This window comes from Pseudomonas sp. FGI182 (assembly GCF_000511325.1).
Lineage (GTDB): Bacteria > Pseudomonadota > Gammaproteobacteria > Pseudomonadales > Pseudomonadaceae > Aquipseudomonas > Aquipseudomonas putida_Z.
Genome location: NZ_CP007012.1, coordinates 5,556,675 through 5,582,676 on the forward strand (window position 1 = coordinate 5,556,675; position 26,002 = coordinate 5,582,676).

The 26,002-nt window shown below is 64.7% G+C and carries 27 protein-coding genes; 17 read left to right on the forward strand and 10 right to left on the reverse strand.

Going from position 1 to position 26,002, the window contains the following annotated elements:
- Positions 1-106 precede the first annotated feature (106 nt).
- From C163_RS24420 to C163_RS24430, 3 genes are all read left to right on the forward strand, one after another.
- The gene (locus C163_RS24420) at positions 107-2,326 is read left to right on the forward strand and encodes a primosomal protein N' (RefSeq protein ID WP_025340963.1); all 2,220 of its coding nucleotides are present in this window, start codon (positions 107-109) and stop codon (positions 2,324-2,326) included.
- Positions 2,327-2,555: 229 nt separating this feature from the next.
- Positions 2,556-4,292 carry an arginine--tRNA ligase gene (gene argS / locus C163_RS24425; RefSeq protein ID WP_025340964.1) on the forward strand — a complete coding sequence of 579 codons (1,737 nt, stop codon included), beginning with the start codon at positions 2,556-2,558 and terminating at the stop codon, positions 4,290-4,292.
- Position 4,293: 1 nt separating this feature from the next.
- Positions 4,294-4,992: an SPOR domain-containing protein gene (locus tag C163_RS24430; RefSeq protein WP_025340965.1), complete on the forward strand. Its 699-nt coding sequence runs from the start codon at positions 4,294-4,296 to the stop codon at positions 4,990-4,992.
- A gap of 146 nt (positions 4,993-5,138) precedes the next feature.
- On the opposite strand, the gene C163_RS24435 is transcribed toward C163_RS24430, so the two are convergent.
- Positions 5,139-5,558 carry a TM2 domain-containing protein gene (locus tag C163_RS24435; protein ID WP_013974614.1) on the reverse strand — a complete coding sequence of 140 codons (420 nt, stop codon included), beginning with the start codon at positions 5,556-5,558 and terminating at the stop codon, positions 5,139-5,141.
- Positions 5,559-5,724: 166 nt separating this feature from the next.
- On the opposite strand from C163_RS24435, the gene C163_RS24440 reads away from it, so the two are divergent.
- Positions 5,725-6,360 carry a C40 family peptidase gene (locus tag C163_RS24440; RefSeq protein WP_025340966.1) on the forward strand — a complete coding sequence of 212 codons (636 nt, stop codon included), beginning with the start codon at positions 5,725-5,727 and terminating at the stop codon, positions 6,358-6,360.
- 127 nt (positions 6,361-6,487) lie between these two features.
- Here the strand turns inward: C163_RS24440 and C163_RS24445 are convergent, their stop codons facing one another.
- A complete protein-coding gene (locus C163_RS24445) occupies positions 6,488-7,486 on the reverse strand; it encodes a type IV pilus twitching motility protein PilT (protein WP_025340967.1) in 999 nt (332 codons plus the stop codon).
- A gap of 65 nt (positions 7,487-7,551) precedes the next feature.
- On the opposite strand from C163_RS24445, the gene C163_RS24450 reads away from it, so the two are divergent.
- The 9 genes from C163_RS24450 to C163_RS24490 all read left to right on the forward strand — a co-directional run bounded on the left by C163_RS24450 (position 7,552) and on the right by C163_RS24490 (position 14,121).
- On the forward strand, positions 7,552-8,238 hold the full coding sequence (locus C163_RS24450) for a YggS family pyridoxal phosphate-dependent enzyme (RefSeq protein WP_025340968.1): 687 nt from the start codon (positions 7,552-7,554) through the stop codon (positions 8,236-8,238).
- Between the two features lie 38 nt (positions 8,239-8,276).
- Entirely contained in the window at positions 8,277-9,095 is an 819-nt protein-coding gene (gene proC, locus C163_RS24455) for a pyrroline-5-carboxylate reductase (protein WP_025340969.1), read from the forward strand.
- 10 nt (positions 9,096-9,105) lie between these two features.
- On the forward strand, positions 9,106-9,696 hold the full coding sequence (locus tag C163_RS24460) for a YggT family protein (protein ID WP_013974619.1): 591 nt from the start codon (positions 9,106-9,108) through the stop codon (positions 9,694-9,696).
- Between the two features lie 99 nt (positions 9,697-9,795).
- Positions 9,796-10,935, forward strand: coding sequence for a homoserine O-acetyltransferase (locus tag C163_RS24465; protein WP_025340970.1), 1,140 nt, complete (start codon positions 9,796-9,798; stop codon positions 10,933-10,935).
- A gap of 7 nt (positions 10,936-10,942) precedes the next feature.
- A complete protein-coding gene (gene metW, locus C163_RS24470) occupies positions 10,943-11,563 on the forward strand; it encodes a methionine biosynthesis protein MetW (protein ID WP_015272149.1) in 621 nt (206 codons plus the stop codon).
- Between the two features lie 22 nt (positions 11,564-11,585).
- Positions 11,586-12,020 carry a DUF4426 domain-containing protein gene (locus C163_RS24475; protein ID WP_025340971.1) on the forward strand — a complete coding sequence of 145 codons (435 nt, stop codon included), beginning with the start codon at positions 11,586-11,588 and terminating at the stop codon, positions 12,018-12,020.
- Complete coding sequence (gene rdgB, locus C163_RS24480) at positions 12,017-12,613, forward strand: RdgB/HAM1 family non-canonical purine NTP pyrophosphatase (protein ID WP_003257822.1); 597 nt, start codon at positions 12,017-12,019, stop codon at positions 12,611-12,613. Before C163_RS24475 ends, rdgB begins: the two co-directional genes overlap by 4 nt.
- Complete coding sequence (hemW, locus tag C163_RS24485) at positions 12,610-13,785, forward strand: radical SAM family heme chaperone HemW (RefSeq protein WP_025340972.1); 1,176 nt, start codon at positions 12,610-12,612, stop codon at positions 13,783-13,785. Before rdgB ends, hemW begins: the two co-directional genes overlap by 4 nt.
- Before the next feature lie 9 nt (positions 13,786-13,794).
- Complete coding sequence (locus C163_RS24490; protein ID WP_003257821.1) at positions 13,795-14,121, forward strand: DUF3392 domain-containing protein; 327 nt, start codon at positions 13,795-13,797, stop codon at positions 14,119-14,121.
- A 799-nt stretch (positions 14,122-14,920) separates the two neighbouring features.
- Here the strand turns inward: C163_RS24490 and trmB are convergent.
- The 4 genes from trmB to C163_RS24510 all read right to left on the reverse strand — a co-directional run bounded on the left by trmB (position 14,921) and on the right by C163_RS24510 (position 17,176).
- Positions 14,921-15,643: a tRNA (guanosine(46)-N7)-methyltransferase TrmB gene (gene trmB / locus C163_RS24495; RefSeq protein WP_013974624.1), complete on the reverse strand. Its 723-nt coding sequence runs from the start codon at positions 15,641-15,643 to the stop codon at positions 14,921-14,923.
- Positions 15,644-15,652: 9 nt separating this feature from the next.
- Positions 15,653-16,447, reverse strand: coding sequence for a thiazole synthase (locus tag C163_RS24500; RefSeq protein ID WP_013974625.1), 795 nt, complete (start codon positions 16,445-16,447; stop codon positions 15,653-15,655).
- A 53-nt stretch (positions 16,448-16,500) separates the two neighbouring features.
- A complete protein-coding gene (gene thiS, locus C163_RS24505; protein WP_003257817.1) occupies positions 16,501-16,701 on the reverse strand; it encodes a sulfur carrier protein ThiS in 201 nt (66 codons plus the stop codon).
- Positions 16,702-16,804: 103 nt separating this feature from the next.
- The gene (locus tag C163_RS24510) at positions 16,805-17,176 is read right to left on the reverse strand and encodes a DUF423 domain-containing protein (protein ID WP_015272153.1); all 372 of its coding nucleotides are present in this window, start codon (positions 17,174-17,176) and stop codon (positions 16,805-16,807) included.
- 64 nt (positions 17,177-17,240) lie between these two features.
- On the opposite strand from C163_RS24510, the gene mtgA reads away from it, so the two are divergent.
- Positions 17,241-17,951: a monofunctional biosynthetic peptidoglycan transglycosylase gene (gene mtgA / locus C163_RS24515; protein WP_015272154.1), complete on the forward strand. Its 711-nt coding sequence runs from the start codon at positions 17,241-17,243 to the stop codon at positions 17,949-17,951.
- Between the two features lie 181 nt (positions 17,952-18,132).
- Here the strand turns inward: mtgA and rpoH are convergent, their stop codons facing one another.
- From rpoH to ftsY, 4 genes are all read right to left on the reverse strand, one after another.
- Positions 18,133-18,987: an RNA polymerase sigma factor RpoH gene (rpoH, locus tag C163_RS24520; RefSeq protein ID WP_015272155.1), complete on the reverse strand. Its 855-nt coding sequence runs from the start codon at positions 18,985-18,987 to the stop codon at positions 18,133-18,135.
- 111 nt (positions 18,988-19,098) lie between these two features.
- Positions 19,099-20,121 carry a permease-like cell division protein FtsX gene (ftsX, locus tag C163_RS24525; RefSeq protein WP_013974629.1) on the reverse strand — a complete coding sequence of 341 codons (1,023 nt, stop codon included), beginning with the start codon at positions 20,119-20,121 and terminating at the stop codon, positions 19,099-19,101.
- Positions 20,118-20,789, reverse strand: a complete 672-nt coding sequence (ftsE, locus tag C163_RS24530) for a cell division ATP-binding protein FtsE (RefSeq protein ID WP_013974630.1) — start codon at positions 20,787-20,789, stop codon at positions 20,118-20,120. The genes ftsX and ftsE overlap by 4 nt, the downstream gene beginning before the upstream one ends.
- 2 nt (positions 20,790-20,791) lie before the next feature.
- Positions 20,792-22,318, reverse strand: a complete 1,527-nt coding sequence (gene ftsY, locus C163_RS24535) for a signal recognition particle-docking protein FtsY (RefSeq protein WP_025340973.1) — start codon at positions 22,316-22,318, stop codon at positions 20,792-20,794.
- Between the two features lie 230 nt (positions 22,319-22,548).
- Here ftsY and C163_RS24540 point away from each other — a divergent pair, with 230 nt between their 5' ends.
- The 3 genes from C163_RS24540 to rsmD are packed head-to-tail and all read left to right on the forward strand — an operon-like array spanning position 22,549 to position 25,989.
- Positions 22,549-23,904 carry a pitrilysin family protein gene (locus tag C163_RS24540; RefSeq protein ID WP_025340974.1) on the forward strand — a complete coding sequence of 452 codons (1,356 nt, stop codon included), beginning with the start codon at positions 22,549-22,551 and terminating at the stop codon, positions 23,902-23,904.
- Positions 23,897-25,387 (forward strand): pitrilysin family protein, encoded by a 1,491-nt coding sequence (locus C163_RS24545; protein WP_025340975.1) that lies wholly within the window; start codon positions 23,897-23,899, stop codon positions 25,385-25,387. Before C163_RS24540 ends, C163_RS24545 begins: the two co-directional genes overlap by 8 nt.
- Positions 25,387-25,989, forward strand: coding sequence for a 16S rRNA (guanine(966)-N(2))-methyltransferase RsmD (rsmD, locus tag C163_RS24550; protein WP_025340976.1), 603 nt, complete (start codon positions 25,387-25,389; stop codon positions 25,987-25,989). Before C163_RS24545 ends, rsmD begins: the two co-directional genes overlap by 1 nt.
- Positions 25,990-26,002 lie beyond the last annotated feature (13 nt).

Sequence of the window (26,002 nt, forward strand, 5' to 3'; positions counted from 1 at the left end):
AGGCGGCGAATAATACCAGAGCATCACGCCAACGCAAGTTGTCGCTTGCACCGACCGTCGTCTGCTAGGCTCGCCAGTCTTTGAAACGCCCTCCGAGACTTTCCGCGTGTCCGACGTCATCCTGCGCCTTGCCCTGCCCTCCCCGCTGCGTCGCCTGTTCGACTACAAGGCGCCGGCAAGCATGGCGCGCCAGGCCTTGACCCCGGGCATGCGCATTCGCGTGCCATTCGGCCGCCGCGAAATGATCGGCGTGCTGGTGGAGGTGTGCGAGCAGAGCGAAGTACCCGCCGACAAGCTCAAGCCGGCCAGCGCCCTGCTCGACCCGGTGTCGCCGATCCCGCCGTCGCTGTTCAAGTTGTGCCTGTGGACCGCCCAGTACTACCAGCACAGCCTGGGTGACACCCTGAGCTGGGCCTTGCCGACCCTGCTGCGCCAGGGCGAGCCCGCCGAGATGCGCCAGGAGCGCTTCTGGCACGTCGCCCCCGGCGCCCGCCTGGAAGACCCGCGCATCGCCCGCGCTCCGCGCCAGCGCGATGCCCTCAAGACCCTGGCCCAGCACCCGCATGGCGTGGCCCATAGCCTGCTGGCCAAGCTCAATCTGAACAAGGACAGCCTCGACCTGCTGCTGGCCAAGGACCTGGTGCAGATCGAGGTCCGCCGCCACCTGCCGTCGCTGCGCCACGAACACTGGCTGGCACAGCCGGAACTGCCGCTCAACGAAGAGCAACGCGACGCCTTCGACGCCGTGCGCGAAGGCTTTGGCGGCTTCGGCGCCTTCCTGCTGGCCGGTGTCACCGGCAGCGGCAAGACCGAGGTGTACCTGCAGCTGATCCGCGAAACACTGGAAGCCGGCAAGCAGGCCCTGGTGCTGATCCCGGAGATCAACCTCGGCCCGCAGACCCTGGCCCGCTTCGAGCAACGCTTCAACGCCCGCATCGCCCTGCTGCATTCGGCGGTGAACGACCGCGAACGCCTGGATGCCTGGCTGGCAGCCCGGGACGGCGAGGCCGACATCATCATCGGCACCCGCTCGGCGTTGTTCACGCCGATGAAGAATCCCGGCCTGATCATCATCGACGAGGAGCACGACGGCTCCTATAAACAGCAGGAAGGCCTGCGCTACCATGCCCGCGACCTGGCACTGGTGCGCGCCCACCAGGAAAACGTCCCGATCCTGCTAGGTTCTGCCACGCCATCGCTGGAAACCCTGCACAACGCCCTGACCGGTCGCTACCGCCTGCTGCGCATGAACCAGCGCGCCGGCGGTGCCCGCCCGCCACGCATGCTGCGCCTGGATGTGAAGAGCCTGCCGCTGGACAGCGGCATCAGCGGCCCACTGCAGCAGGCCATCCGCCAAACCCTGGAGGCGGGCCAGCAAGTGCTGGTGTTCCTCAACCGCCGCGGTTTCGCCCCGACCTTGCTGTGCCACGATTGTGGCTGGCTGTCCGAATGCCCGCGCTGCGATGCGCGCATGACCGTGCACCAGCGCTCCGGCGTGCTGCGTTGCCACCATTGCGGCTATGACGAGCGCCTGCCGCAGCAGTGCCCGCAGTGCAACCACGTTGACCTGCGCCCGGTCGGCGCCGGCACCGAGCGTGCCGAGGAACGCCTGAAAGTGCTGTTCCCGGATTACCCGATCCTGCGTGTGGACCGCGACAGCACGGCGCGCAAGGACGCCATGCACAACCTGTTCAGCACCATCCAGCGCGGCCAGCCGAGCATCCTCGTCGGCACCCAGATGCTCGCCAAGGGCCATCACTTCCCGCGGGTGACCCTGGTGGCCATCCTCGATGCCGATGGCGGGCTGTTCTCCGGCGATTTCCGCGCCAGCGAACGCATGGCACAGCTGATCGTGCAGGTTGCCGGGCGGGCCGGGCGGGCCGAGGAACCCGGCAAGGTCATCATCCAGACCCACCTGGCCGACCATCCGCTGCTGGTGCAGCTTACCGAGCAGGGCTACTTCGCCTTCGCCGAGCAGGCCCTGGATGAACGCCGCGCCGCCGGGCTGCCGCCTTACTCGCACCTGGCGCTGCTGCGCGCCGAAGCGCACAAGCCCGGGCAGGCCGAAAGTTTCCTCGACGAGGCCTGCGCCGCCGCCGAGCGCCTGGTGGCCGAACAGCGCCTGCCCGGCATCGAGTTGCTGGGGCCGGTGCCAGCACCGATGGAGCGCCGCGCCGGGCGCTTCCGCGCGCAACTGTTGATACAGGCCAATACGCGGGCGCCTTTGCATCGACTGATCAGCGCCTGGTTGCTAGTGTTGGAGCAGATGCCGAGCGGGCGCCAGGTGCGGTGGTCGCTGGATGTCGATCCAGTCGACCTGTACTGACGTTGGGGCTGCTCTGCAGCCCATCGCGGCACAAGGCCGCTCCTACACGGGGGCGCGTAACGCCTGTAGGAGCGGCCTTGTGTCGCGATGGGCCGCAAAGCGGCCCCGGCATTCTCAAGGCAAGCAACCCCCAAAGGTTGGCAACCCGCCCCCAGCCACGGATAATGCCCAGTTTTTCCACCTGCGCATCCAAGCGCTCCACCGCGCTTGCGGTCGAAAAGAGATCCCCATGAAAGACACCATTCGCCAGCTGATCCAGCAAGCCCTCACCCAACTCGTCACCGACGGTGTGCTGCCTGAAGGGCTGTCGCCGGCGATCCAGGTGGAAAACGCCCGGGACAAGACCCACGGCGACTTCGCCAGCAACATCGCCATGATGCTGGCCAAGCCGGCCGGCATGAAGCCGCGCGACCTGGCCGAGAAACTGATCAATGCCCTGCCGGCCAGCGCCGACATCAGCAAGGTCGAGATCGCCGGCCCCGGCTTCCTCAACTTCTTCCAGAACACCGACGCCCTGGCCAACCGCCTGGATGCCGCACTGGCCGACGCCCACCTGGGCGCGCGCAAGGCCGGCCCTGCGCAAAAGGTTGTGATCGACATGTCGGCACCCAACCTGGCCAAGGAGATGCACGTCGGCCACCTGCGTTCGACCATCATCGGTGACAGCGTGGCGCGCGTGCTGGAGTTCCTCGGCGATGACGTGATCCGCCAGAACCACGTGGGCGACTGGGGCACCCAGTTCGGCATGCTGCTGGCCTACCTGGAAGAAAACCCGATCACCAGCGACGAGCTGTCGGACCTGGAAAACTTCTATCGCGCCGCCAAGAAGCGCTTCGACGAATCCGAAGAATTCGCCACCCGCGCCCGCGGCCTGGTGGTCAAGCTGCAGGCCGGTGACCCGGACTGCATGGCCCTGTGGACGCGCTTCAAGGACATTTCGCTGTCGCACTGCCAGAAGACCTACGAGCTGCTCAACGTCAAGCTGACCATGGCCGACGTGATGGGTGAAAGCGCCTACAACGACGACCTGGCGAACGTGGTCGCCGACCTCAAGGCCAAGGGCCTGCTGGTCGAAGACCAGGGCGCACAGTGCGTGTTCCTCGACGAGTTCAAGAACAGCGAAGGCGAACCACTGCCGGTGATCGTGCAGAAGGCCGACGGTGGCTACCTGTACGCCACCACCGACCTGGCTGCCGTGCGCTACCGCAGCAACGTGCTCAAGGCAGACCGCGCCCTGTACTTCGTCGACCAGCGCCAGGCCCTGCACTTCAACCAGGTGTTCGAAGTTGCACGCCGCGCAGGCTTCGTCGACCACCCGATGCAGATGGAGCACATGGGCTTCGGCACCATGAACGGCGCCGATGGCCGCCCGTTCAAGACCCGTGACGGCGGCACCGTGAAGCTGATCGACCTGCTCACCGAGGCCAAGGAGCGCGCCTACGCGCTGGTCAAGGAAAAGAACCCGAGCCTGGCCGACGAAGAACTGCGCCACATCGGCGAAGTGGTTGGCATTGGCGCAGTGAAATACGCCGACCTGTCCAAGCACCGCACCAGCGACTACAGCTTCAACTTCGAGCTGATGCTCAACTTCGAAGGCAACACCGCGCCTTACCTGCTGTACGCCTACACCCGCGTGGCCGGCGTATTCCGCAAACTGGGCAAGGGCTTCGATGAAGTCGACGGCAACATCGTGCTGCAGGCTGCCCACGAGCAGGACCTGGCCGCGCGCCTGGCGCAGTTTGGCGAAATCCTCAACAACGTCGCCGACAAGGGCACGCCGCACGTGCTGTGCAGCTACCTGTACGACCTGGCCGGCCTGTTCTCCAGCTTCTACGAGAATTGCCCGATTCTTGCCGCCGAAACCCCGCAGCAGCAGCAGAGCCGCCTGCGCCTGGCGGCGCTGACCGGTCGCACCCTCAAGCAAGGTCTGGAACTGCTCGGCCTGGAAACCCTGGAGCGCATGTAAGTTGGCTGCCAAGAAAAAACCCGCACCCAAACGCGGCGCCAGCCGCCAGACGGCGCCGGCCAAGCAGCCGATTCCCGGTTGGGTATGGCTGGCGGTCGGCCTGACCGTAGGCGCGTTCATCGTGTTCCTGATGAAGCTCGAGCCCGGTGGCGAAGACATCAAGCGCACCAAGCCCGAGCAGCAGAAGGCGGAGAAAGTGGCCGAAGCCGGCAAGCCGGCGCAGGCCACCCCGCAGCAGCCGGTGAAGCCGAAGTACGACTTCTACACGCTGCTGCCGGAGTCGGAGGTGATCGTGCCGCCGGAGGCCGTGCCAGAGAAGACGCCACCTGTCCCGGCCCAGCCGGTGACCCCGGTGACGCCGGCCGAAGCGGCGAAGATCGACACGGCGCGAGCCCAGGCGGCGCTGATGGGCCAGACCCCGCCACCGGCACCACCGGTGATCAAGCCGGCGGCAACCACCCAGTTCTTCCTGCAGGCTGGTTCGTTCCGCAAGCAGGCCGATGCCGACAAGGTGCGCGCGCAGATCATCCTGCTGGGCCAGTCGGTGAAGGTGGAGTCGGGCACGGTCAAGGACGAAACCTGGTACCGCGTGCTGGTGGGGCCGTTCAGCAACCGCGAGCAGCTGACCGGGGCGCAGAAGCAACTGGCTGGGGCAGGTTTCAGCAACCTGCTGCTGCAACAGCGGCAGACCCGTCAGTAACCTGCTTTCGGGGGGCGCTTTGCGCCCCTATCGCGACACAAGGCCGCTCCTACAATGTGCGGGTAAACCTGAAAGTCAGGTTTACGCGATCCCTGTAGGAGCGGCCTTGTGTCGCGATAGGGCTGCAAAGCAGCCCCCATGTGAACTCAACCCCGCCCCGCATTCCGCTCGGAAACCTGGCTGTTCAGCGTCCAGAAGTCATACAGCACCCCCACCAGGAACAGCCCGCCGGTGAAGAAGTAGATGATCGCGGTGATCCACTTGCCCTGATACAGCCGGTGCAGCCCAAACACCCCGAGGAAGGTCAGCAGGATCCAGGCGATGTTGTAGTCAATGCGCCCGGACTGGAACCTGAGGTCGGCTTCACGGTCCATGGACGGGATCAGGAACAGGTCGATCAACCAGCCGATGCCCAGCAGGCCCAGGGTGAAGAACCAGATGGTGCCGGTTACTGGCTTGCCGTAATAGAAACGATGCGACCCGGTAAAGCCGAAAATCCATAGCAGGTAGCCAATGGTCTTGCTGTGGGTGTCGTGAAACGGCGCCCCCTGTTGATAACTGTTCATTCATAGCCCCCGTGGGTTATCCGAAAATTTTCTAAGAAAAAATGTGACTTTCTTGTCGCAGGCCGACGTACGGCACCTGGACAATCGACCAACGGATCAAAGATTGATCAAAAAGCTGTTATAAAGTTGCGCGCCCAACACATAACTATTCATAAGAGCTTCATCTATGCCGCCTTTACTCAAGACATGGCTGACCCTCTGCCTATTATTGCCCCTGGCCGCCCACGCCACCAATCGTGAGCAACGTCTTCCCAATGGTTTTACCGGCTACACCACCAATGCCTCGGTAAGACATGCACCGGTCAAGCAGACCGCGCTGCGCACCCGCCCAAGCAATGCCGCCAGCAGCCGCAGCGTGCCCGGTGCGCCGGTCGCCGCCATGTCGCCGAAGCAGAGCAGCGATGTGCTCAGCCGTGCGGTGAATGTGCTCGGCACCCCTTATGTCTGGGGCGGCAGCAGCCCGAAGAAAGGCTTCGACTGCAGCGGGCTGGTCAAATACGCCTTCAACGACGTCGCCGACGTCGACCTGCCGCGCACCTCCAATGCCATGGCCCAGGGCCACGGCGTCAAGGTAGCCAAGGGTGACCTGAAGCCAGGTGACCTGATTTTCTTCAACATCAAGAGCCGCCGGGTGAACCACGTTGCCATCTACCTGGGCAACGACCGCTTCATCCATGCTCCACGCCGTGGCAAGCGGGTAAGCATCGACACCCTGAGCAAGCCTTACTGGCAGAAGCATTACGTGGTGGCCAAGCGAGTGCTGCCGAAAGAACAGCAGCAGCTGAACCTGGCCAAGCGCTGATCTGATCGGCGCTCTCCTGTCCGGGCCTCTTCGCGGGCACGCCCGCTCCCACAGGTACCGCGTCGCTCTCGCGGGCAGCGCCATACCTGTGGGAGCGGGCGTGCCCGCGAAGGGGCCGGTACAGCCACTACAAGTCTTCGATCAGCCCTCGCTCCCTCAGCCCCCGCATCGCCCCCTCCATCGTCCGCATCCCGTCCGCACCACCCGCCTGCATCACCGAACACAACTGCGCCATCCGCCCCTCCCGAACCAGGTTACGCACCGCTGGCGTCACCACCAGCACTTCCCGCGCAGCAACCCGCCCACCGCCCGTACGCCTGACCAGCACCTGCGCCACCACCAGGCGCAACGACTCGGCCAGCATCGCCCGCACCAGCGGCTTCTCTTCGGCAGCGAACACCTCCACCAACCGGTCAATACTGCTCACCGCCGAACGCGTATGCACGGTCGCCAGCACCAGGTGCCCAGTCTCGGCCGCGCGCAAGGCCAGCCGAATGGTTTCCAGGTCGCGCAGCTCACCGATCATGATCACATCCGGGTCCTGACGCAGGGCACTGCGCAGCCCCTGGGCGAACCCACCGCAATGGCGGCCGACCTCACGCTGGTTGACCAGGCTGCGCTGGCTACTGTGGATAACTTCGACAGGGTCTTCGAGGGTGATGATATGCAGAGCCCGATCGCGGTTCAGTTGGTCAAGCAGTGTCGCCAAGGTGCTGGACTTGCCGCTGCCGGTCGGCCCACCCACGAGGATCAAGCCATCGCTGCATTGCGCAACAGCTTGAAACACATCCCCCAGGTCGAGTTCATCGAGCGTGGCGATATGCCCCGGGATCAGGCGAAAGGTGGCCGCAGGGCCATGCAACTGGCGAAACAGGTTCAGCCGAAAGCGCCCCAGCACCGGCAATTCCAGCGCCAGGTCCAGCTCATCACCCCGGGTCCACTGTCGACGCTGGTCTTCATCCAGCATGGGTGCCATGCCCTCGGTCAAGGCAGCCGGGCCCAAGGTCGGCAGGGCCATGCGCTGCAGCTCGCCATCCAGGCGCAGCATCGGTATCTGGCCCGCCGCCAGGTGCAGGTCGGAAGCCCCCGCATCCACGGCCCGGGCCAACAGGTCGGTCACATCCATGAGACTCCCCAAAGGCCTTCAAGTAGGTAGAATGCCGCAAACCCCACAGCCGCCGGCATCAGTCCATGTCCACCCTAGCAGACAACCTTTCCGCTATTTCCGCCCGTATCGCCAGCGCTGCCCAGGCTGCCGGGCGTGATCCGGCCAGCGTCCAGTTGCTGGCCGTGAGCAAGACCAAGCCAGCCAGCGCCATCCGCGAGATCCACGCCGCCGGCGTGTGCGATTTCGGGGAAAACTACCTACAGGAAGCGCTGACAAAGCAGCAGGCACTCGGCGACCTGCCCTTGATCTGGCACTTCATCGGCCCCATTCAGTCGAACAAGACCAAAGCCATCGCCGAGCATTTCGACTGGGTACATTCCGTGGACCGCCTGAAAATCGCCCAACGCCTCTCGGAGCAGCGCCCGGCCGGGCTGGTGCCACTGAACATCTGCCTGCAGGTGAACGTCAGCGGCGAAGACAGCAAGTCTGGCTGCGCCCCCGCCGACCTGCCGGCCCTGGCCAAGGCGGTAGCCGCGCTGCCCAACCTGCGCCTGCGCGGGCTGATGGCCATCCCAGAACCCACTGATGACCGCGCCGCCCAGGAAGCCGCCTTCGCCACCCTGCGCCAATTGCAGGAAGGCCTTGGCCTTGGCCTGGACACCCTGTCCATGGGCATGAGCCACGACCTGGAAGCGGCCATTGCACAGGGTGCGACCTGGGTGCGTATCGGTACCGCCCTGTTCGGTGCCCGCGACTACGGGCAGCCCTGATTCCATGCTTTACTCACTCTTTCCCACAAGGACCTGACATGAGCAAGACTCGTATTGCCTTCATCGGCGCCGGCAACATGGCCGCCAGCCTGATCGGTGGTCTGCGTGCCCAGGGCCTGGACGCCTCGCAGATCCGCGCCAGCGACCCGGGCGCCGAGACCCGCAGCCGCATCCAGGCCGAGCACGGCATCGAAACCTTCGAGAACAACGCCCAGGCCATCGATGGTGCCGACGTCATCGTCCTGGCGGTCAAGCCCCAGGTCATGAAAGCCGTGTGCCAAGCCCTGCAACCAAACCTGCAGGATGGCCAGCTGATCGTTTCCATCGCCGCCGGCATCACCTGCGCCAGCCTGCAAAGCTGGGTCGGCGCTCGCCCGGTGGTGCGCTGCATGCCCAACACCCCGGCACTGCTGCGCCAAGGCGTCAGCGGCCTGTACGCCACCGCGGAAGTATCCAGCGAACAACGCCAACAGGCCGAGCAACTGCTGTCGGCCGTGGGCACCGCCCTGTGGCTGGAGCAGGAGCAGCAACTGGACGCCGTGACGGCTGTCTCCGGCAGCGGCCCGGCGTATTTCTTCCTGCTGATCGAAGCCATGACCGCGGCAGGCGAGAAACTTGGCCTGCCACGTGAAACCGCCTCGCAGCTGACCCTGCAGACAGCCTTGGGCGCCGCACGCATGGCGGTTGCCAGCGATGTCGATGCTGCCGAACTGCGCCGCCGTGTCACCTCGCCTGCCGGCACTACCGAAGCGGCGATCAAGTCGTTCCAGGCCAGCGGCTTCGAAGCCATCGTCGAACAGGCGCTGCAGGCTGCGGCTACACGTTCCGCCGAGCTAGCCGAACAACTGGGCAAATAAGGAGCCTTAGATGAATGCACTGTCCGGCGCCGCGATCTTCGTGGTGCAAACCCTGGTCAGCCTGTACCTGGTGATCGTCCTGCTGCGCTTCGTGCTGCAGCTGGTCAAGGCCAATTTCTACAACCCGCTGTGCCAGTTCGCCGTGCGCGCCACACAACCGCTGCTCAAGCCGATCCGCCGGGTCATCCCCAGCGTTGGTGGGCTGGATACCTCGTCGCTGCTGTTGTCGGTGGTCATCCAGGCGTTGCTGATGGCTTTCGTGCTGATGGTCACCTACGGCACCTTCGGTGACATCCTGCACCTGCTGATGTGGGCCATCATCGGTATCACCTCGCTGTTCCTGAAGATTTTCTGGGTCGCGATGATCGTCATGGTGATCGTGTCCTGGGTTGCTCCCAACAGCCACAACCCGGCGGCCGAACTGGCCTACCAGATCAGCGAACCGGTGCTGGCACCGTTCCGCCGCATCGTGCCCAACCTGGGCGGCATGGACATCTCGCCGATCTTCGCCTTCCTCGCGATCCAGGTGATCCAGTCGTTCGTCATGCCGCCGCTGGCCGCCTATGCCGGCATGCCACAAGAGCTGTGGCGGATGATCTGAGCCTCACCTGACCCTGGTTGCTTCCAGCGACAAGCCTCTGCTTGCCGCTGGGGGTAGCGCTCTTTAGACTTACGCCTCCGTCAAGCGTGAGCAGGGTCGATGTCCACTGTCTTTCCCGAAGATTCCGTCGGTCTGGTAGTACCGCAAACCGCCCGGTTCGATGAACCGCTGGCACTGGCTTGTGGCCGCTCCCTGGCCAGTTACGAACTGGTCTACGAGACCTATGGCACCCTGAACGCCAGCGCGAGCAACGCCGTGCTGATCTGCCATGCCCTTTCCGGCCACCACCATGCCGCTGGCTACCATGCCACCACCGACCGCAAGCCGGGCTGGTGGGACAGCTGCATCGGCCCTGGCAAGCCGATCGACACCAACCGCTTCTTCGTGGTCAGCCTGAACAACCTGGGCGGCTGCAACGGCAGCACCGGCCCCAGCAGCGTCAACCCGGCCACCGGCAAGCCTTATGGCGCCGACTTCCCGGTGCTGACCGTGGAAGACTGGGTGCACAGCCAGGTGCGCCTCGCCGAGCGCCTGGGCATCCAGCAGTGGGCCGCCGTGGTCGGTGGCAGCCTGGGTGGCATGCAGGCGCTGCAGTGGACCATCAGCTACCCCGAGCGCGTGCGCCATTGCGTCGACATCGCCTCGGCGCCCAAGCTGTCGGCACAGAACATCGCCTTCAACGAAGTGGCACGCCAGGCCATCCTCACCGACCCCGAATTCCACGGTGGTTCGTTCCAGGACCAGGGCGTGATCCCCAAGCGCGGCCTGATGCTGGCGCGCATGGTCGGCCACATCACCTACCTGTCGGATGACTCGATGGGTGAAAAATTCGGCCGCGAGCTGAAGAGCGACAAGCTCAACTACGACTTCCACAGCGTCGAATTCCAGGTCGAGAGCTACCTGCGCTACCAGGGCGAGGAGTTTTCCGGGCGCTTCGACGCCAACACCTACCTGCTGATGACCAAGGCGCTGGACTACTTCGACCCCGCCGCCGCCCAGGGCGGCGACCTGGCGGCCACCCTGGCCCACGTCAAGGCGGATTACTGCATCATGTCGTTCACCACCGACTGGCGCTTCTCCCCGGCCCGTTCGCGCGAGATCGTCGACGCCCTGATGGCCGCGCGCAAGAACGTCTGCTACCTGGAGATCGACTCGCCTTACGGGCACGACGCCTTCCTGATCCCCACGCCTCGCTACATGCAGGGTTTCTCGAACTACATGAACCGCATTGCCATCTGAGGACAGCATGAGAGCCGATCTGGAAATCATCCACGACTGGATCCCCGCCGGTAGCCGGGTACTCGACCTGGGCTGCGGCAGCGGCGAACTGCTGGCCTCGCTGCGCGACCGCAAGCAGGTCACCGGCTATGGCCTGGAGATCGACGCCGACAACATCGCCGCCTGCGTGGCCAAGGGCGTCAACGTCATCGAGCAGGACCTGGACAAGGGCCTGGGCAACTTCGCCAGCAACAGTTTCGACGTGGTGATCATGACCCAGGCCCTGCAGGCCGTGGAGTACCCCGACCGCATCCTCGACGAGATGCTGCGCGTGGGCCGCCAGTGCATCATCACCTTCCCCAACTTCGGCCACTGGCGTTGCCGCTGGTACCTGGCGACCAAAGGCCGCATGCCGGTTTCGGACTTCATGCCGTACACCTGGTACAACACGCCAAACATCCACTTCTGCACCTTCGCCGACTTCGAAGAGCTGTGCCACGAGCGCCGCGCCAAGGTGCTAGACCGCCTGGCGGTCGACCACTTGCACCGCAACGGGTGGGGTGGCCGGCTTTGGCCTAATCTTCTAGGTGAGATCGGCATCTACCGCGTCAGCAGCCCGGGCCTGCAAGAACATCAGCTCGCGGTCTGACGCCCACCGGAGGAACCACCCCATGCGTCGCCTAGCCCTGTTCCTGATCAGCCTGTGCCTGGCCCTGCCGGTACTGGCTGCCGATGCTGCCCGTCCCGAGCGCAAGGAAGTGTTTGGCGACGTGACGGTGCACTACAGCGCGTTCACCTCGAGCATGCTGACACCGGAGGTGGCCGCAGCCACCGGCCTGGTACGCAGCAAGAACCAGGGCGTACTCAACATCGCCGTGCTCAAGGCCAACAAGCCCGCCACGGCTGTGGTCAGCGGCACGGTCAAGGACCTGACCGGGCGCAGCAGCCCGCTGTCGTTCAAGCAGATCACCGAACAGGGCGCGGTGTACTACATTGCCCAGTTCAAGATCGACCAGCCAGAAACCGTCACCTTCGACCTGAATATCGAAACCGGCGGCATCAGCAACTCCCTCAGCTTCAATCAGGACGTTTTCCCAGGCGAATGATGAATTTCCAGCAACTCGTATTGGCCAGCCACAACGCCGGCAAACTCAAGGAACTCCAGGCCATGCTCGGCGCGTCCGTGCAACTGCGCTCGATCGGCGAGTTCAGCCAGGTCGAGCCGGAAGAAACCGGCCTGTCGTTCGTCGAGAACGCCATCCTCAAGGCGCGCAATGCCGCACGCATTTCCGGCCTGCCGGCCCTGGCCGACGATTCGGGCCTGGCGGTGGATTTCCTCGGCGGCGCGCCGGGCATCTACTCGGCGCGCTATGCCGACGGCAAGGGTGACGCGGCGAACAACGCCAAGCTGCTCGAAGCACTGAAAGACGTGCCTGAAGCCGAGCGCGGCGCACAGTTCGTCTGCGTCCTGGCACTGGTGCGCCATGCCGACGACCCGCTGCCGATTCTGTGCGAAGGCCTGTGGCACGGGCGCATCATGTTCGAGGCCAGTGGCGAGCACGGCTTTGGCTACGACCCGCTGTTCTGGGTACCGGAGCGCAGCTGCTCCAGCGCCGACCTGGCCCCTGTGGACAAGAACCAGCTCAGCCACCGCGCCCGCGCCATGGCCCTGCTGCGCCAACGTCTGGGCCTGGCATGATCGAAACGCTGTCCACCCCCGGCGCGGCGGGCTTCACCAGCCTGCCGCCGCTGGCGCTGTACATCCACATCCCGTGGTGCGTACGCAAATGCCCTTACTGCGACTTCAACTCCCACGCTGCCGGGCCTGAACTGCCGGAAGATGCCTACGTCGCCGCCCTGCTGACCGACCTCGACCAGGAACTGGCCGCCGTGCAAGGCCGGCCGATCAGCTCGATCTTCTTCGGCGGCGGTACCCCTAGCCTGTTCAGTGCCGACGCCCTTGGCCGACTGCTGCGTGGCGTAGAGCAACGCATCCCGTTTGCGCCGGACATCGAAATCACCCTGGAGGCCAACCCGGGCACGTTCGAGCAGGACAAGTTCAAGGCCTACCGGCAAACCGGTATCAATCGTCTGTCCATCGGTGTGCAGAGCTTCCAGCCAGCCAAACTGCAGGCGCTGGGGCGTATCCACAATGGCGATGAAGCGGTCCGCGCCGCCGGCATGGCGCGCGCCGCCGGCTTCGACAACTTCAACATGGACCTGATGCACGGCCTGCCCGACCAGTCGCTCGACGACGCGCTGGGCGACCTGCGCCAGGCCATCGACCTGGGGCCGACGCACCTGTCGTGGTACCAGCTGACCGTGGAGCCGAACACGGTGTTCTGGAACCAGCCGCCCGAGCTGCCCGAGGACGACATCCTCTGGGATATCCAGGAGGCCGGCCAGGCACTGATGGCCGAACACGGCTTCCGCCAGTACGAGGTCTCGGCCTATGCCCAGGCGGGGCGCGCTGCCCGGCACAACCTCAACTACTGGCGCTTTGGCGACTTCATCGGCATCGGCGCTGGTGCCCACGGCAAGCTGACCTTCGCCGACGGGCGCATCCTGCGCACCTGGAAAACCCGCCTGCCCAAGGACTACCTGAACCTGGCCAAGCCGTTCAAGGCCGGCGAAAAGCTGCTGCCAGTCGACGAGCTGCCGTTCGAGTTCCTGATGAACGCCCTGCGCCTGACCGATGGGGTGGAAGCCGAACTGTTCACCCAGCGCACCGGTTTGCCGCTGGCACACCTGCGCGAGGCACGCCGCGCGGCCGAACAAAAGGGCCTTTTGCAGGTCGAACCGGATCGACTGGTGGCCACGCCGAGGGGCCAGTTGTTCCTCAATGACCTGCTGCAGTATTTCTTGACCTAAGGATGACCCATGGATCTGGTACTTGATCTGCTCGCGACGGTTTCTCGCTGGAGCCGCAGCAATCTGTCGGAGATTTCACTGGCCTTGGTAGGCTGCCTGCTGGTGCTGTTCGGCACCGATATCAAGGGCTGGGTGGAACAGCGCCTGGGCGGCCTGGCGGGTGCCCTGCGCGTACCGTTCATGGCTTTGCTGGTGATGATCGGCAGCGGTGCGGCGCTGATCTATGCCACGCCTTGGGTGGTGAAAGGGCTGAGCCAGTTCAACAACTACGCGCTGGCGCCGGTGTTGCTGGTGGTACTGGTGCTGATCGGGGTGGTGGCGGATCGACGGGGCTGAGCCACGGCCTTGCACTGAACCTTGCAGGAGCGGCCTTGTGTCGCGATAGGCCGCAAAGCGGCCCCAGCAATTGCTGCCTCACCGCTGACATCCTGGGGCCGCTACGCGGCCCATCGCGACACAAGGCCGCTCCTACAATGACCGCGTAATCTGGCGAGTACAGAGATGGGTTGTAAAAGCTGCCCCGGTGAACCAGGGCAGCCCTACCACCTGACTAGCCCTTACTGGGCATCATCAAAGTGATCGCGCATGAAGTCCCGAACGGTCTTGAGCACAGTCAAGATCCGGATGAACGTCCAAACGCGGCTCAGCGCATCAAGCAAACGCTTCATATGCCTTGGCCTCCGTGTTGGCGGGCCAATCTTCCAGCATCTAACCGGTACTTCGATGCCTTCGAAAACTGTGTGAGAGTCTTCTGTGAAGTGGCCAGGTCAATGGCCCTTCGAAGAGGTGCACCGGCACGGTTCTCAGGCCGTGTCGAAGGGGCCGGAAAGCAGAATTCTTCTCCTACCCGGCCCATCACTGATTTCATCCACACAGGAGCAGCGCGATGATACTTGGAATGCTCACCCAAGACTGTTAACCGCTCCGACACACGTGATGCCGGATATTTCTGAGCATTGACGTTCCCCCGCTACGCTGCCTATGATCAACTAACTGTGTGAGGGTTTTCTGTGAAACCTCAGAGCGAAGGATACTCAGTCCTGTCGCTCACATAAAAAAACCGCCCTTCTCAAGGCGGTTTTTTTTCGCCTGCATTTCTGCAGGCATCGGCATATCGAAAGGCCGTATCAGCCGGTCAATCCACCTTCTCGAACTTCAAATCCCAAACCCCATGCCCCAGCCGCTCGCCGCGGCGCTCGAACTTGGTGATCGGGCGCTCTTCCGGGCGCGGCACGTAGGTACCGTCAGCCGCACGGTTGCGATAGCCCGGGGCAGCGCTCATCACTTCCAGCATGTACTCGGCATACGGTTCCCAGTCGGTGGCCATGTGGAACACGCCACCGGGCTTGAGCTTGCGTCGTACCAGCTCGGCGAACTCCAGCTGGACGATGCGGCGCTTGTGGTGGCGCGCCTTGTGCCATGGGTCGGGGAAGAACAGCATCAGGCGGTCGAGGCTGTTGTCCGCCACGCAGCGGTTCAGCACTTCGATGGCATCGCAGTCATATACCCGCAGGTTCTTCAGGCCCTGGGTCAGCACGCCGTTGAGCAGCGCGCCAACACCCGGGCGGTGTACTTCCACACCGATGAAGTCCTGTTCAGGCGCGGCAGCAGCCATTTCCAGCAGGGAATGGCCCATGCCGAAGCCGATCTCCAGGGTGCGCGGCGCCGAGCGGCCGAACACCTGGTCGTAGTCCACCGGGCTGTCGGCCAGCGGCAGGATGTACAGCGGGCCGCCCTGCTCCAGGCCACGTTGCTGGCCTTCGGTCATGCGCCCGGCGCGCATCACGAAACTCTTGATGCGGCGGTGCGGGCGGGCTTCGCCGTCGGGGGTGATCGGCGTATCGTGCGATTCAGTCATCAGGGGCTCTTACTTGATCAGACCATCCAGCGGCGAAGAGGCGCTGGCATAGAGTTTCTTCGGCATACGGCCGGCCAGGTAGGCCATGCGACCGGCGACGATGGCGTGCTTCATGGCCTCGGCCATCAGTACCGGCTGCTGGGCGTGGGCGATGGCCGAATTCATCAGCACCGCTTCACAGCCCATTTCCATGGCGATGGTGGCGTCGGACGCGGTACCCACGCCAGCATCGACCAGCACCGGCACCTTGGACTCTTCCAGGATGATCTGCAGGTTGTAGGGGTTGCAGATACCCAGGCCGGTACCGATCAGGCCAGCCAGCGGCATGACCGCGATGCAGCCGGCTTCGGCCAGCTGGCGGGCAATGATCGGATCGTCGCTGGTGTAGACCATCACGTCGAAACCATCCTTGACCAACACTTCGGCGGCCTTGAGGGTTTCGATCACATTGGGGAACAGGGTTTTCTGGTCAGCCAGTACTTCCAGCTTGACCAGGTTGTGGCCATCCAGCAGTTCGCGGGCCAGGCGGCAGGTGCGCACGGCTTCGACCGCGTCGTAGCAGCCAGCGGTGTTCGGCAGGATGGTGTAGCGGTCCGGTGGCAGCACATCGAGCAGGTTCGGCTCGCCCGGGTTCTGGCCAATGTTGGTGCGGCGCACGGCAACGGTGACGATCTCGGCACCCGAGGCTTCGATGGCCAGGCGGGTTTCTTCCATGTCACGGTACTTGCCGGTACCGACCAGCAGGCGCGACTGGAAAGTACGCCCGGCCAGGGTGAAGGGCTTGTCGCTACGAACGTTGCTCATGGTTGTTCCTCGGGAAAAGGTTGCTGGGCTTGCAGGTGAATCGCCGGCCGGAATCAGCCGCCACCGATGGCGTGGACCACTTCGACCTGGTCGCCGTCGTTCAACAGCGTGCTGTCGTGCTGGCTACGCGGCACGATATCCAGGTTAAGTTCCACCGCGACGCGGCGCCCGGTCAGCTCCAGGCGGGCCAGCAGGGCCGCGACGCTTTCGCCAGCGGGCAATTCGTAAGGTTCACCGTTCAGTTGAATGCGCATGCGCACGGCCACCATTGTTCTTTGGGGGCCCGCATTCTAGCGCTGAACCGCCCTGCAACCCAAGGGCGCTGCACGCCATTAGTCGCGATTGTGGACCACTCGGTCAACCGAGCCGCCAGGCTGCCAGGCCCAGGCACAGCCAGCCGGCGAGGAAGCACAGGCCACCAATCGGGGTGATGATGCCGAGCTTGCCCAGGCCGCTGAGGGTCAGCAGGTACAGGCTACCGGAGAACAGCACTATCCCCACGGCAAACAGGCCGCCAGCCCAGCCGACCAGGCGCCCTGGCAGGTGCACCGAGAGCACGGCGACAGCGAAGATCGCCAGGGCATGCACCAACTGGTAGGTCACACCAGTCTGGAAGATCGCCAGGTAGTCGGCCGTCAGCCGGCTTTTCAGGCCGTGGGCGGCGAAAGCGCCCAGGGCCACACCGGTGAAGCCGAAAAAGGCGGCAAGCATCAGGAAGCTGCGAAGCATGGGACGACTCCTTGGATCGGGTCTGTATAATGGCCCCTTCCACCCGTACGGCCAAGCCATCGTCATGCTGCCAACCCTTCTCCGCCGCCTCTCCCGCGCCCTGCTCTGGTTCGCTGCCGGCAGCATCGTGCTGGTGCTGGTGTTCCGCTGGGTGCCACCACCCGGCACGGCGCTGATGGTCGAGCGCAAGGTGCAGTCCTGGGTGAATGGCGAGCCGATCGACCTGCAGCGCGACTGGGAGCCGTGGGAGAACATCTCCGATGACCTCAAGGTCGCGGTCATTGCTGGCGAGGACCAGAAGTTCGCCAACCACTGGGGTTTCGACATCCCGGCTATCCAGGCGGCGCTGGCCTACAACGAGCGCGGCGGCAGCATTCGCGGTGCCAGCACCCTGACCCAGCAGGTGGCCAAGAACCTGTTCCTGTGGTCCGGGCGCAGCTGGTTCCGCAAAGGGCTGGAGGCCTGGTTCACCGCGTTGATCGAGCTGTTCTGGTCGAAGGAGCGGATTCTCGAGGTCTACCTGAACAGTGCCGAATGGGGCAAAGGTGTGTTTGGCGCCCAGGCGGCAGCGCGCTACCACTTTGGCGTCGATGCGAGCAGGCTTAGCCGCCAGCAGGCGGCGCAGCTGGCGGCGGTGCTGCCGAGCCCGATCAAGTGGAGTGCCAGCAGACCGAGCGCCTATGTGGCCAGCCGGGCCGGCTGGATTCGCCGGCAGATGAGCCAGTTGGGTGGGCCCAGCTACCTGATGCAGCTCGACACTTCGCGCAAACTTTGAGCCTTTGGGGCTGCTGCGCAGCCCATCGCGACACAAGGCCGCTCCTACAGGGGATCGCAGTCTCTTGTAGGAGCGGCCTTGTGTCGCGAAAGGGCCGCAAAGCGGCCCCAAAATCCCCCGGCCAAAAAAAAGCCGCTCACCCTATGCGGGCCAGCGGCTTTTCCTTGCAGCCAGGGCTCGATCAGACCGCGATCAGCGCCTTGACCTTGTTCATCGCATTCTTCTCCAGCTGGCGAATCCGCTCAGCCGAAACGCTGTACTTGTCCGCCAGCTCATGCAACGTGGCCTTCTCTTCCGCCAACCAGCGCTGGTAGAGAATGTCGCGGCTACGCTCGTCCAGCCCTTGCAGTGCTTCGTGCAGGTTGCTGGTGGAGTTGTCGCTCCAGTCGGCATCCTCCAGCTGCACCGCCGGGTCGTAACGGTGGTCTTCCAGGTAATGCGCAGGCGACTGGAAGGCACTGTCGTCGTCAGCTTCCGCTGCCGGGTCGAACGCCATGTCCTGGCCGCTGAGGCGGCTTTCCATCTCGCGCACTTCACGCGGCTCCACGCCCAGGCTTTCCGCCACGCGGTGCACTTCGTCGTTGTTCAGCCAGGCCAGACGCTTCTTCTGGCTGCGCAGGTTGAAGAACAGTTTGCGCTGGGCCTTGGTGGTGGCCACCTTGACGATGCGCCAGTTGCGCAGGATGAACTCGTGGATCTCTGCCTTGATCCAGTGCACGGCGAACGACACCAGGCGCACGCCCATTTCCGGGTTGAAGCGCTTGACGGCTTTCATCAGGCCGACGTTGCCTTCCTGGATCAGGTCGGCCTGGGCCAGCCCGTAGCCGGCATAGCTACGGGCGATATGTACGACGAAACGCAGGTGGGCCATCACCATTTGACGAGCGGCCTCGACATCCTGCTCATAATAGAGACGCTCGCCCAGATCACGCTCCTGCTCGACAGTCAGCAGCGGGATGCTGTTGACCGTGTGCACGTAGGCTTCCAGGTTTGCACCGGGTACCAGGGCATAGGCAGGTTGCAACGATGTGGTCATTCAAGAACCTCCGACTTACAGAACTCGCGCCTTGTGGGCGCTGCCAACATTGACCTGGAACGACGGTACAAGTTCCATAGTGAAGAATTTGTCAATGCTGGCACGTAAAAACTATCGCGGCGCCAGCTCGTTCAAATGGCGGGCCACTGCGATCCATGCACCGATATACCCCAACAGCACCGCTCCGATCAAGAGCGACAGACCATCGGACGCCGGCACCCCGCCCAGGGCGAAGTCGCTGCCATACAGCCCGGAAAGCCCTACCACCGCCTCATTTAGCCAGTTCAGGCCAAACGCCAGGATGCCCCATGCAATCACCCCTGCACCCAGGCCATACAGCGCGCCCATGTACAGGAAAGGCCGGCGTACGTAGGCGTCTGTACCACCGACCAGCTTGATCACTTCGATCTCGGTACGGCGGTTTTCAATATGTAGACGAATTGTGTTACCGATTACTAACAGCAGGGCAGAAATCAGCATCACGGCCAGGCCAAAGACAAAGCGGTCACCCAGCTTGAGGATGGCTGCAAGGCGCTCGACCCAAACCAGGTCAAGTTGCGCCACTTCCACCCGCGGCAGCTCCGACAGGCGCTGGCGCAGGGCTTCCAGGGCCGGCTTGTCGACTTCGGTAGGGGTCACCACCACCACGCCAGGCAGCGGGTTGTCAGGCAGCTCACGCAGGGCTTCGCCCAGGCCGGACTGTTGCTGGAACTCCTCCAGCGCCTGCTCGCGGCTGACATACTGCGCGTCGGCCACGCCAGGCATGCCCTTTATCTCGTCGCGCAGCGCCTCACCTTCGCGGCTGCCGGCATCGAGCTTGAGGTACAGCGAAATCTGCGCGGCGCGCTGCCACGAGCCGCCAAGCTTCTCGACGTTCTTCAGCAGCAGCGACAGGCCCATGGGCATGCTCAGCGCCACCGCCATCACCAGGCAGGTGAAGAAGCTGCCGATCGGCTGCTTGCCCAGCCGGCGCAGGCTGTCGGCCATGCTGGCACGGTGGCTTTCCAGCCAGGCATGCAGCAGCGTGCGGAAATCCGGGCCGTCATCGTCGTCGTGCTTTTTCTTCGCCGGTTGCGGGTCGGCCGGTTTCGGCGCAACCCGCTCGGAAACCTTCGGCGTACGTGTAGTGCTCATTGCCCGGCCTCCCCATCGCCGATCAAGCGGCCGCGCTGCAAGGTCAGCATGCGGTGGCGCATGCGCGCAATCAGTGCCAGGTCGTGGCTGGCGATCAATACCGTGGTACCCAGGCGGTTGATGTCCTCGAACACCCCCATGATCTCCGCGGCCAGGCGCGGGTCGAGGTTACCGGTGGGTTCGTCGGCCAGCAGCAGGGCTGGCTGGTGAACGATGGCGCGGGCGATGCCCACCCGTTGCTGCTGCCCGGTGGACAGGTCGGCCGGGAACAGCTCGCCCTTGTCGGCCAGCGACACTCGCTCCAGCGCCGAGTCCACGCGCTTGGCGACCTCGGCCTTGGACAGGCCGAGAATCTGCAGCGGCAAGGCGATGTTGTTGAACACCGTGCGGTCGAACAACAGCTGGTGGTTCTGGAACACCACGCCGATCTGCCGGCGCAGGAACGGGATCTGTGAATTGCTGATCTGGCCCAGGTCCTGCCCGGCCAGCATCAGCTTGCCGCTGGTCGGGCGCTCCATGGCCAGCAGCAGGCGCAGCAAGGTGCTCTTGCCCGCGCCCGAGTGGCCGGTGACGAACAGGAATTCGCCCCGGCGCGCCCGGAAACTCAGCTCATGCAAACCCACATGACCATTGGGATAGCGCTTGGCAACCTGTTCGAATCGGATCATGTTCAGTCTCGCTCGGCGAACAGAGCCTTGACGAACGGCTCGGCTTCGAAGGTACGCAGGTCGTCGATGCCTTCACCGACACCGATGAAGCGGATCGGCAGCTTGAACTGCTTGGCCAGGGCGAAGATCACCCCGCCCTTGGCAGTGCCGTCCAGCTTGGTCAGGGCCAGGCCGGTCAGTTCGACGCTCTGGTTGAAGTACTTGGCCTGGCTGATGGCGTTCTGGCCGGTGCCCGCATCGAGTACCAGCAGCACCTCGTGCGGCGCCTCGGCGTCGAGCTTGCCGATGACCCGGCGGACCTTCTTCAGCTCTTCCATCAGGTTGTCTTTGGTGTGCAGGCGGCCAGCGGTGTCGGCGATCAGCACGTCGACGCCACGGGCCTTGGCGGCCTGTACGGCATCGAAGATCACCGAAGCGGAGTCGGCGCCGGTGTGCTGGGCGATCACCGGGATCTGGTTACGCTCGCCCCACACCTGCAGTTGCTCGACCGCAGCGGCACGGAAGGTGTCGCCAGCAGCCAGCATCACTTTCTTACCTTCGAGCTGCAGCTTCTTGGCCAGTTTGCCGATGGTGGTGGTCTTGCCGGCGCCGTTCACACCGACCACCAGGATCACATAGGGCTTGTTCTGCGCCTGCACCACCAGCGGCTGCTCGACCGGGCGCAGCAGCGCAGCCAGTTCTTCCTGCAGCGACTTGTACAGGGCATCGGCGTCGGCCAGCTGCTTGCGGGCAACCTTCTGGGTCAGGTTCTGGACGATGGTGGAAGTGGCTTCCACGCCAACGTCGGCGGTCAGCAGTCGGGTTTCGATTTCGTCGAGCAGGTCGTCATCGATGACTTTCTTGCCCAGGAACAGGCTGGCCATGCCCTCGCCGATGCTGGCGCTGGTCTTCGACAGGCCCTGCTTGAGGCGGGCGAAGAAGCCGGGCTTGGCCTGCTCGGCCTGCGCGGCGACCGGGGCTGCAGCCACAGGGGCAGCAGGCTCTGGTGCAGGGCGTTCCGGGATGGCGGGCGGCGCTTTCGGCTCCAGATCCGGCACCAGGGCCACGGGCTCTTCGGCAACCGGCAGCACCAGGTTGCTGACCGGCGCGGCCGGCTCGACGATCGGGGCCGCCTCGACAGGGGCTGGCTCGACCGGGGCCGCCTGCAAGGGCATTGACGCGACCGGCTGCGGTGCAGGTGCCACCAGCGGCTGGGACGCGACCGGCTCGGGTTCAGGGGCCTGTGACGGTTGGGAAGCAACCGGTTCGGGGACAGGGGCCTCGACCACCGGGGATTGGACGGGTGCGGCGACCTGCTGCGGTTCTGTCAGCTGTGTGGCCGCAGGGGCCTGAACGGGTTCAGGGGCCTGTGGCGCTTCGGCGGTAGCCCCTTCGACCGGAGCGGCTGCAGGCTGCTCGACGGCTGGGGGTTCATTCGCGGGCACGCCCGTTGCCACAGGTTGCTGCGGCTTCTTGCGAAACCAGCTGAACAGGCCTTTCTTCTCACCAGCCTCGGCCGGTGCTTTTTTGTCGTCGTTGGAACCAAACATGGAAGACGGCTATCTCAGGGTAGCGATGGGCCAGCTATGGCGCATCGGGAATTCTCTCTACGCAGAACAGACTATCTTGAAGCCGGCTGGTTCATGCGCAACGTTTTGTCTTAGTGTCCTGCGGGCCAGAACGGCGACAGGCATGGTCGCCAGGCAACCGGATCAGTATCCTAGCACCTCCTGGCCCGCCGACGCTAAACCAGCGGGCCGCCGAACAGGTTAAACACCGTATGAATGCTCTAGCCCGCCGCGCCGCTGGCCTGTTGCTCGGCACGCTCTGCCTGCCGCTCGCGGCCTTCGCCGCCGATGTGCAACCCACCCACGAATTCATCCTCGACAACGGCCTGAAAGTAGTCGTGCGCGAGGACCACCGCGCCCCGGTGGTGGTCTCGCAGATCTGGTACAAGGTTGGCTCCAGCTACGAAACCCCGGGCCAGACCGGCCTGTCCCACGCGCTGGAACACATGATGTTCAAGGGCAGCGCCAAGGTCGGCCCCGGCGAGGCTTCGCGCATCCTGCGTGACATTGGCGCCGAAGAAAACGCCTTCACCAGCGACGACTACACCGCCTATTACCAGGTGCTGGCGCGCGACCGCCTGCCGGTGGCCCTGGAACTCGAGGCCGACCGCCTGGCCAGCCTGCGCCTGCCCGCTGACGAATTCAGCCGTGAAATCGAGGTGATCAAGGAAGAACGCCGCCTGCGTACCGACGACCAGCCCAACTCCAAGGCGTTCGAGCTGTTCCGCGCCATGGCCTACCCGGCCAGCGGCTACCACACCCCGACCATCGGCTGGATGGCCGACCTGGAGCGCATGAAGGTCGAGGAACTGCGCCACTGGTACGAATCCTGGTACGCCCCCAACAATGCCACCCTGGTGGTGGTCGGCGATGTCACCGCCGATGAGGTCAAGGGCCTGGCGCAGAAGTACTTCGGCAGCATCCCCAAGCGTGCCGTGCCGCCGGCCAAGTTGCCGCTCGAACTGGCCGAACCAGGCCAGCGCCAGCTGACCCTGCACGTGCGCACCCAGTTGCCGAGCCTGATCTACGGTTTCAACGTACCTGGCCTGTCCACCGCCAAGGACCCGCGTACGGTGCATGCCCTGCGCCTGATCTCGGCGCTGCTCGACGGCGGCTACAGCGCCCGCATGCCGGCACGCCTGGAACGTGGCCAGGAACTGGTGGCCGGTGCTTCTTCCAGCTACAACGCCTTCACCCGCGGCGACAGCCTGTTCCTGATCTCGGCCACGCCGAACGTGCAGAAGCAGAAAACCCTCGCCGATGTCGAAAAAGGCGTCTGGCAGCTGCTGGATGAGCTCAAGACCACCCCCCCCAGCGCCGAAGAGCTGGAGCGCGTACGCGCCCAGGTCATTGCCGGCCTGGTCTACGACCGCGACTCCATCAGCAGCCAGGCCACTACCATCGGCCAGCTGGAAACCGTCGGCCTGTCCTGGAAGCTGATCGACAGCGAGCTGGACGAGCTCAAGCGCGTTACCCCGCAGGACATCCAGAACGCCGCGCGCACCTACTTCACCCGCGAACGCCTGAGCGTTGCCCATGTATTGCCCGAGGAGTCCGCTCATGAGTGATCGCCGCGCACCACGCCCAACCCTGCTGGCCACGGGCATCCGCGCCCTGGCGCTGGCGGCGGTGCTGGCCGCCCCGGCCATGGCCGACAACGCCGCCAAGGCCGACAGCAACGCGGCACGCCCGGCCAACACCTTGCAGTCGCTGGCCGAGCTGGATGGCAAGGCGCCCAGCCGGCGCCAGTTGAACATCCAGCACTGGAACACCGCCGAAGGTGCCCGGGTACTGTTCGTCGAGGCCCGCGAACTGCCGATGTTCGACCTGCGCATCACCTTCGCCGCTGGCAGCAGCCAGGATGGCGGCACGCCAGGCCTGGCAGCCCTGACCAACGCCATGCTCAACGAGGGCGTAGCCGGCAAGGATGTGACTGCCATCGCCGAAGGCTTCGAGGGCCTGGGCGCCGACTTTGGCAACGGCTCCTACCGCGATATGGCCGTGGCCTCGCTGCGCAGCCTCAGCGCCAAGGACAAGCGCGAACCGGCGCTCAAGCTGTTCGCCGAGGTGGCTGGCAAGCCGACCTTCCCCGAAGACGCCCTCAAGCGCATCAAGAACCAGATGCTGGCCGGCTTCGAGTATGAAAAGCAGAACCCCGGCAAGGTCGCTGGCAAGGCCCTGTTCGCCAAGCTCTACGGCGACCACCCCTACGCCCACCCGAGCGACGGCACCGCCGAAAGCATCAGTGGCATCACCCTGGCACAGCTGCGCGCCTTCCACGCCAAGGCCTACACCGGCGGCAACGCAGTCATCGCCCTGGTCGGCGACCTCAGCCGCGCCGAGGCCGAAGCCATCGCCGCCCAGGTATCAGCTGGCCTGCCCAAGGGCCCCGCGCTGGCCGCACCGGCCCAACCCGGCGAAGCCAAGGCAGGCCTGACCCACATCGACTTCCCGTCCAAGCAGACCCACCTGATGCTGGCCGAACTCGGCATCGACCGCCAGGACCCGGACTGGCCGGCCCTGTCACTGGGCAACCAGATCCTCGGCGGCGGTGCGTTCGGCACGCGGCTGATGAGCGAGGTGCGTGAAAAGCGCGGCCTGACCTACGGCGTGTACTCGGTGTTCAGCCCGATGCAGGTGCGCGGGCCGTTCATGATCAACCTGCAGACCCGTGCCGAACTCAGCGAGGGCACGCTCAAGCTGGTGCAGGATATTCTCGCCGACTACCTCAAGGCCGGCCCCACCCAGCAGGAGCTGGACGATGCCAAGCGCGAACTGGCCGGCAGCTTCCCGCTGTCCAATGCCAGCAACGCCAGCATCGTCGGCCAACTGGGTGCCATTGGCTTCTACAACCTGCCGCTGACCTGGCTGGAGGACTTCATGCAGCAGTCCCAGGCCCTCACCGTCGAGCAGGTAAGAACGGCCATGAACAAACACCTGTCAGCCGATAAACTGGTGATCGTCACCGCTGGCCCGAAAGTGCCGCAAAAACCGCTGCCAGCACCCACTGACAAGCCCTCCGAGCAGCCGCTCGGGGTACCGGAGCACTAATGCCAAGATCCACCCCTCCCGCCCGCCCGCAACCGGGCCAAAGCAAGGGCCAGGGCCACCTGCGCATCATCGCCGGCGAATGGCGCAGCCGCCGTCTGGCGGTGCCGGAAGGCGAAGGCCTGCGGCCAACGCCCGACCGCGTGCGCGAAACCCTGTTCAACTGGCTGGCGCCCTATATCGAGGGCGCCCGCGTGCTGGACGCCTTCACCGGCAGCGGCGCCCTGGTGCTCGAAGCCCTGTCCCGGGGGGCCGAGGACGCCGTCGCGCTGGACAGCAACCCGGCGGCCATCGCCAACCTGAAGAACAACCTCGAGATCCTGCGCTGCCCGCGCGGGCAAATCCTGCAGACCGACGCCCTGCGCTATCTGCAAGGCCCGGCCAAGCAGCAGTTCGACGTGGTGTTCCTCGACCCGCCGTTCCACCAGGACCTGCTGGCCGACACCTGCAACCTGCTGGAACAGAACCAGTGGCTGCGCGAGCAGGCGTGGGTCTACACCGAAAGCGAGGCTGCCCCATCGACCTTGCAACTGCCAGGTAACTGGCGCCTGCATCGAGAGAAAAAGACCGGCCAGGTACATTACGCGCTCTGGCAGCGGGGCTAATTATTTAAAGCAG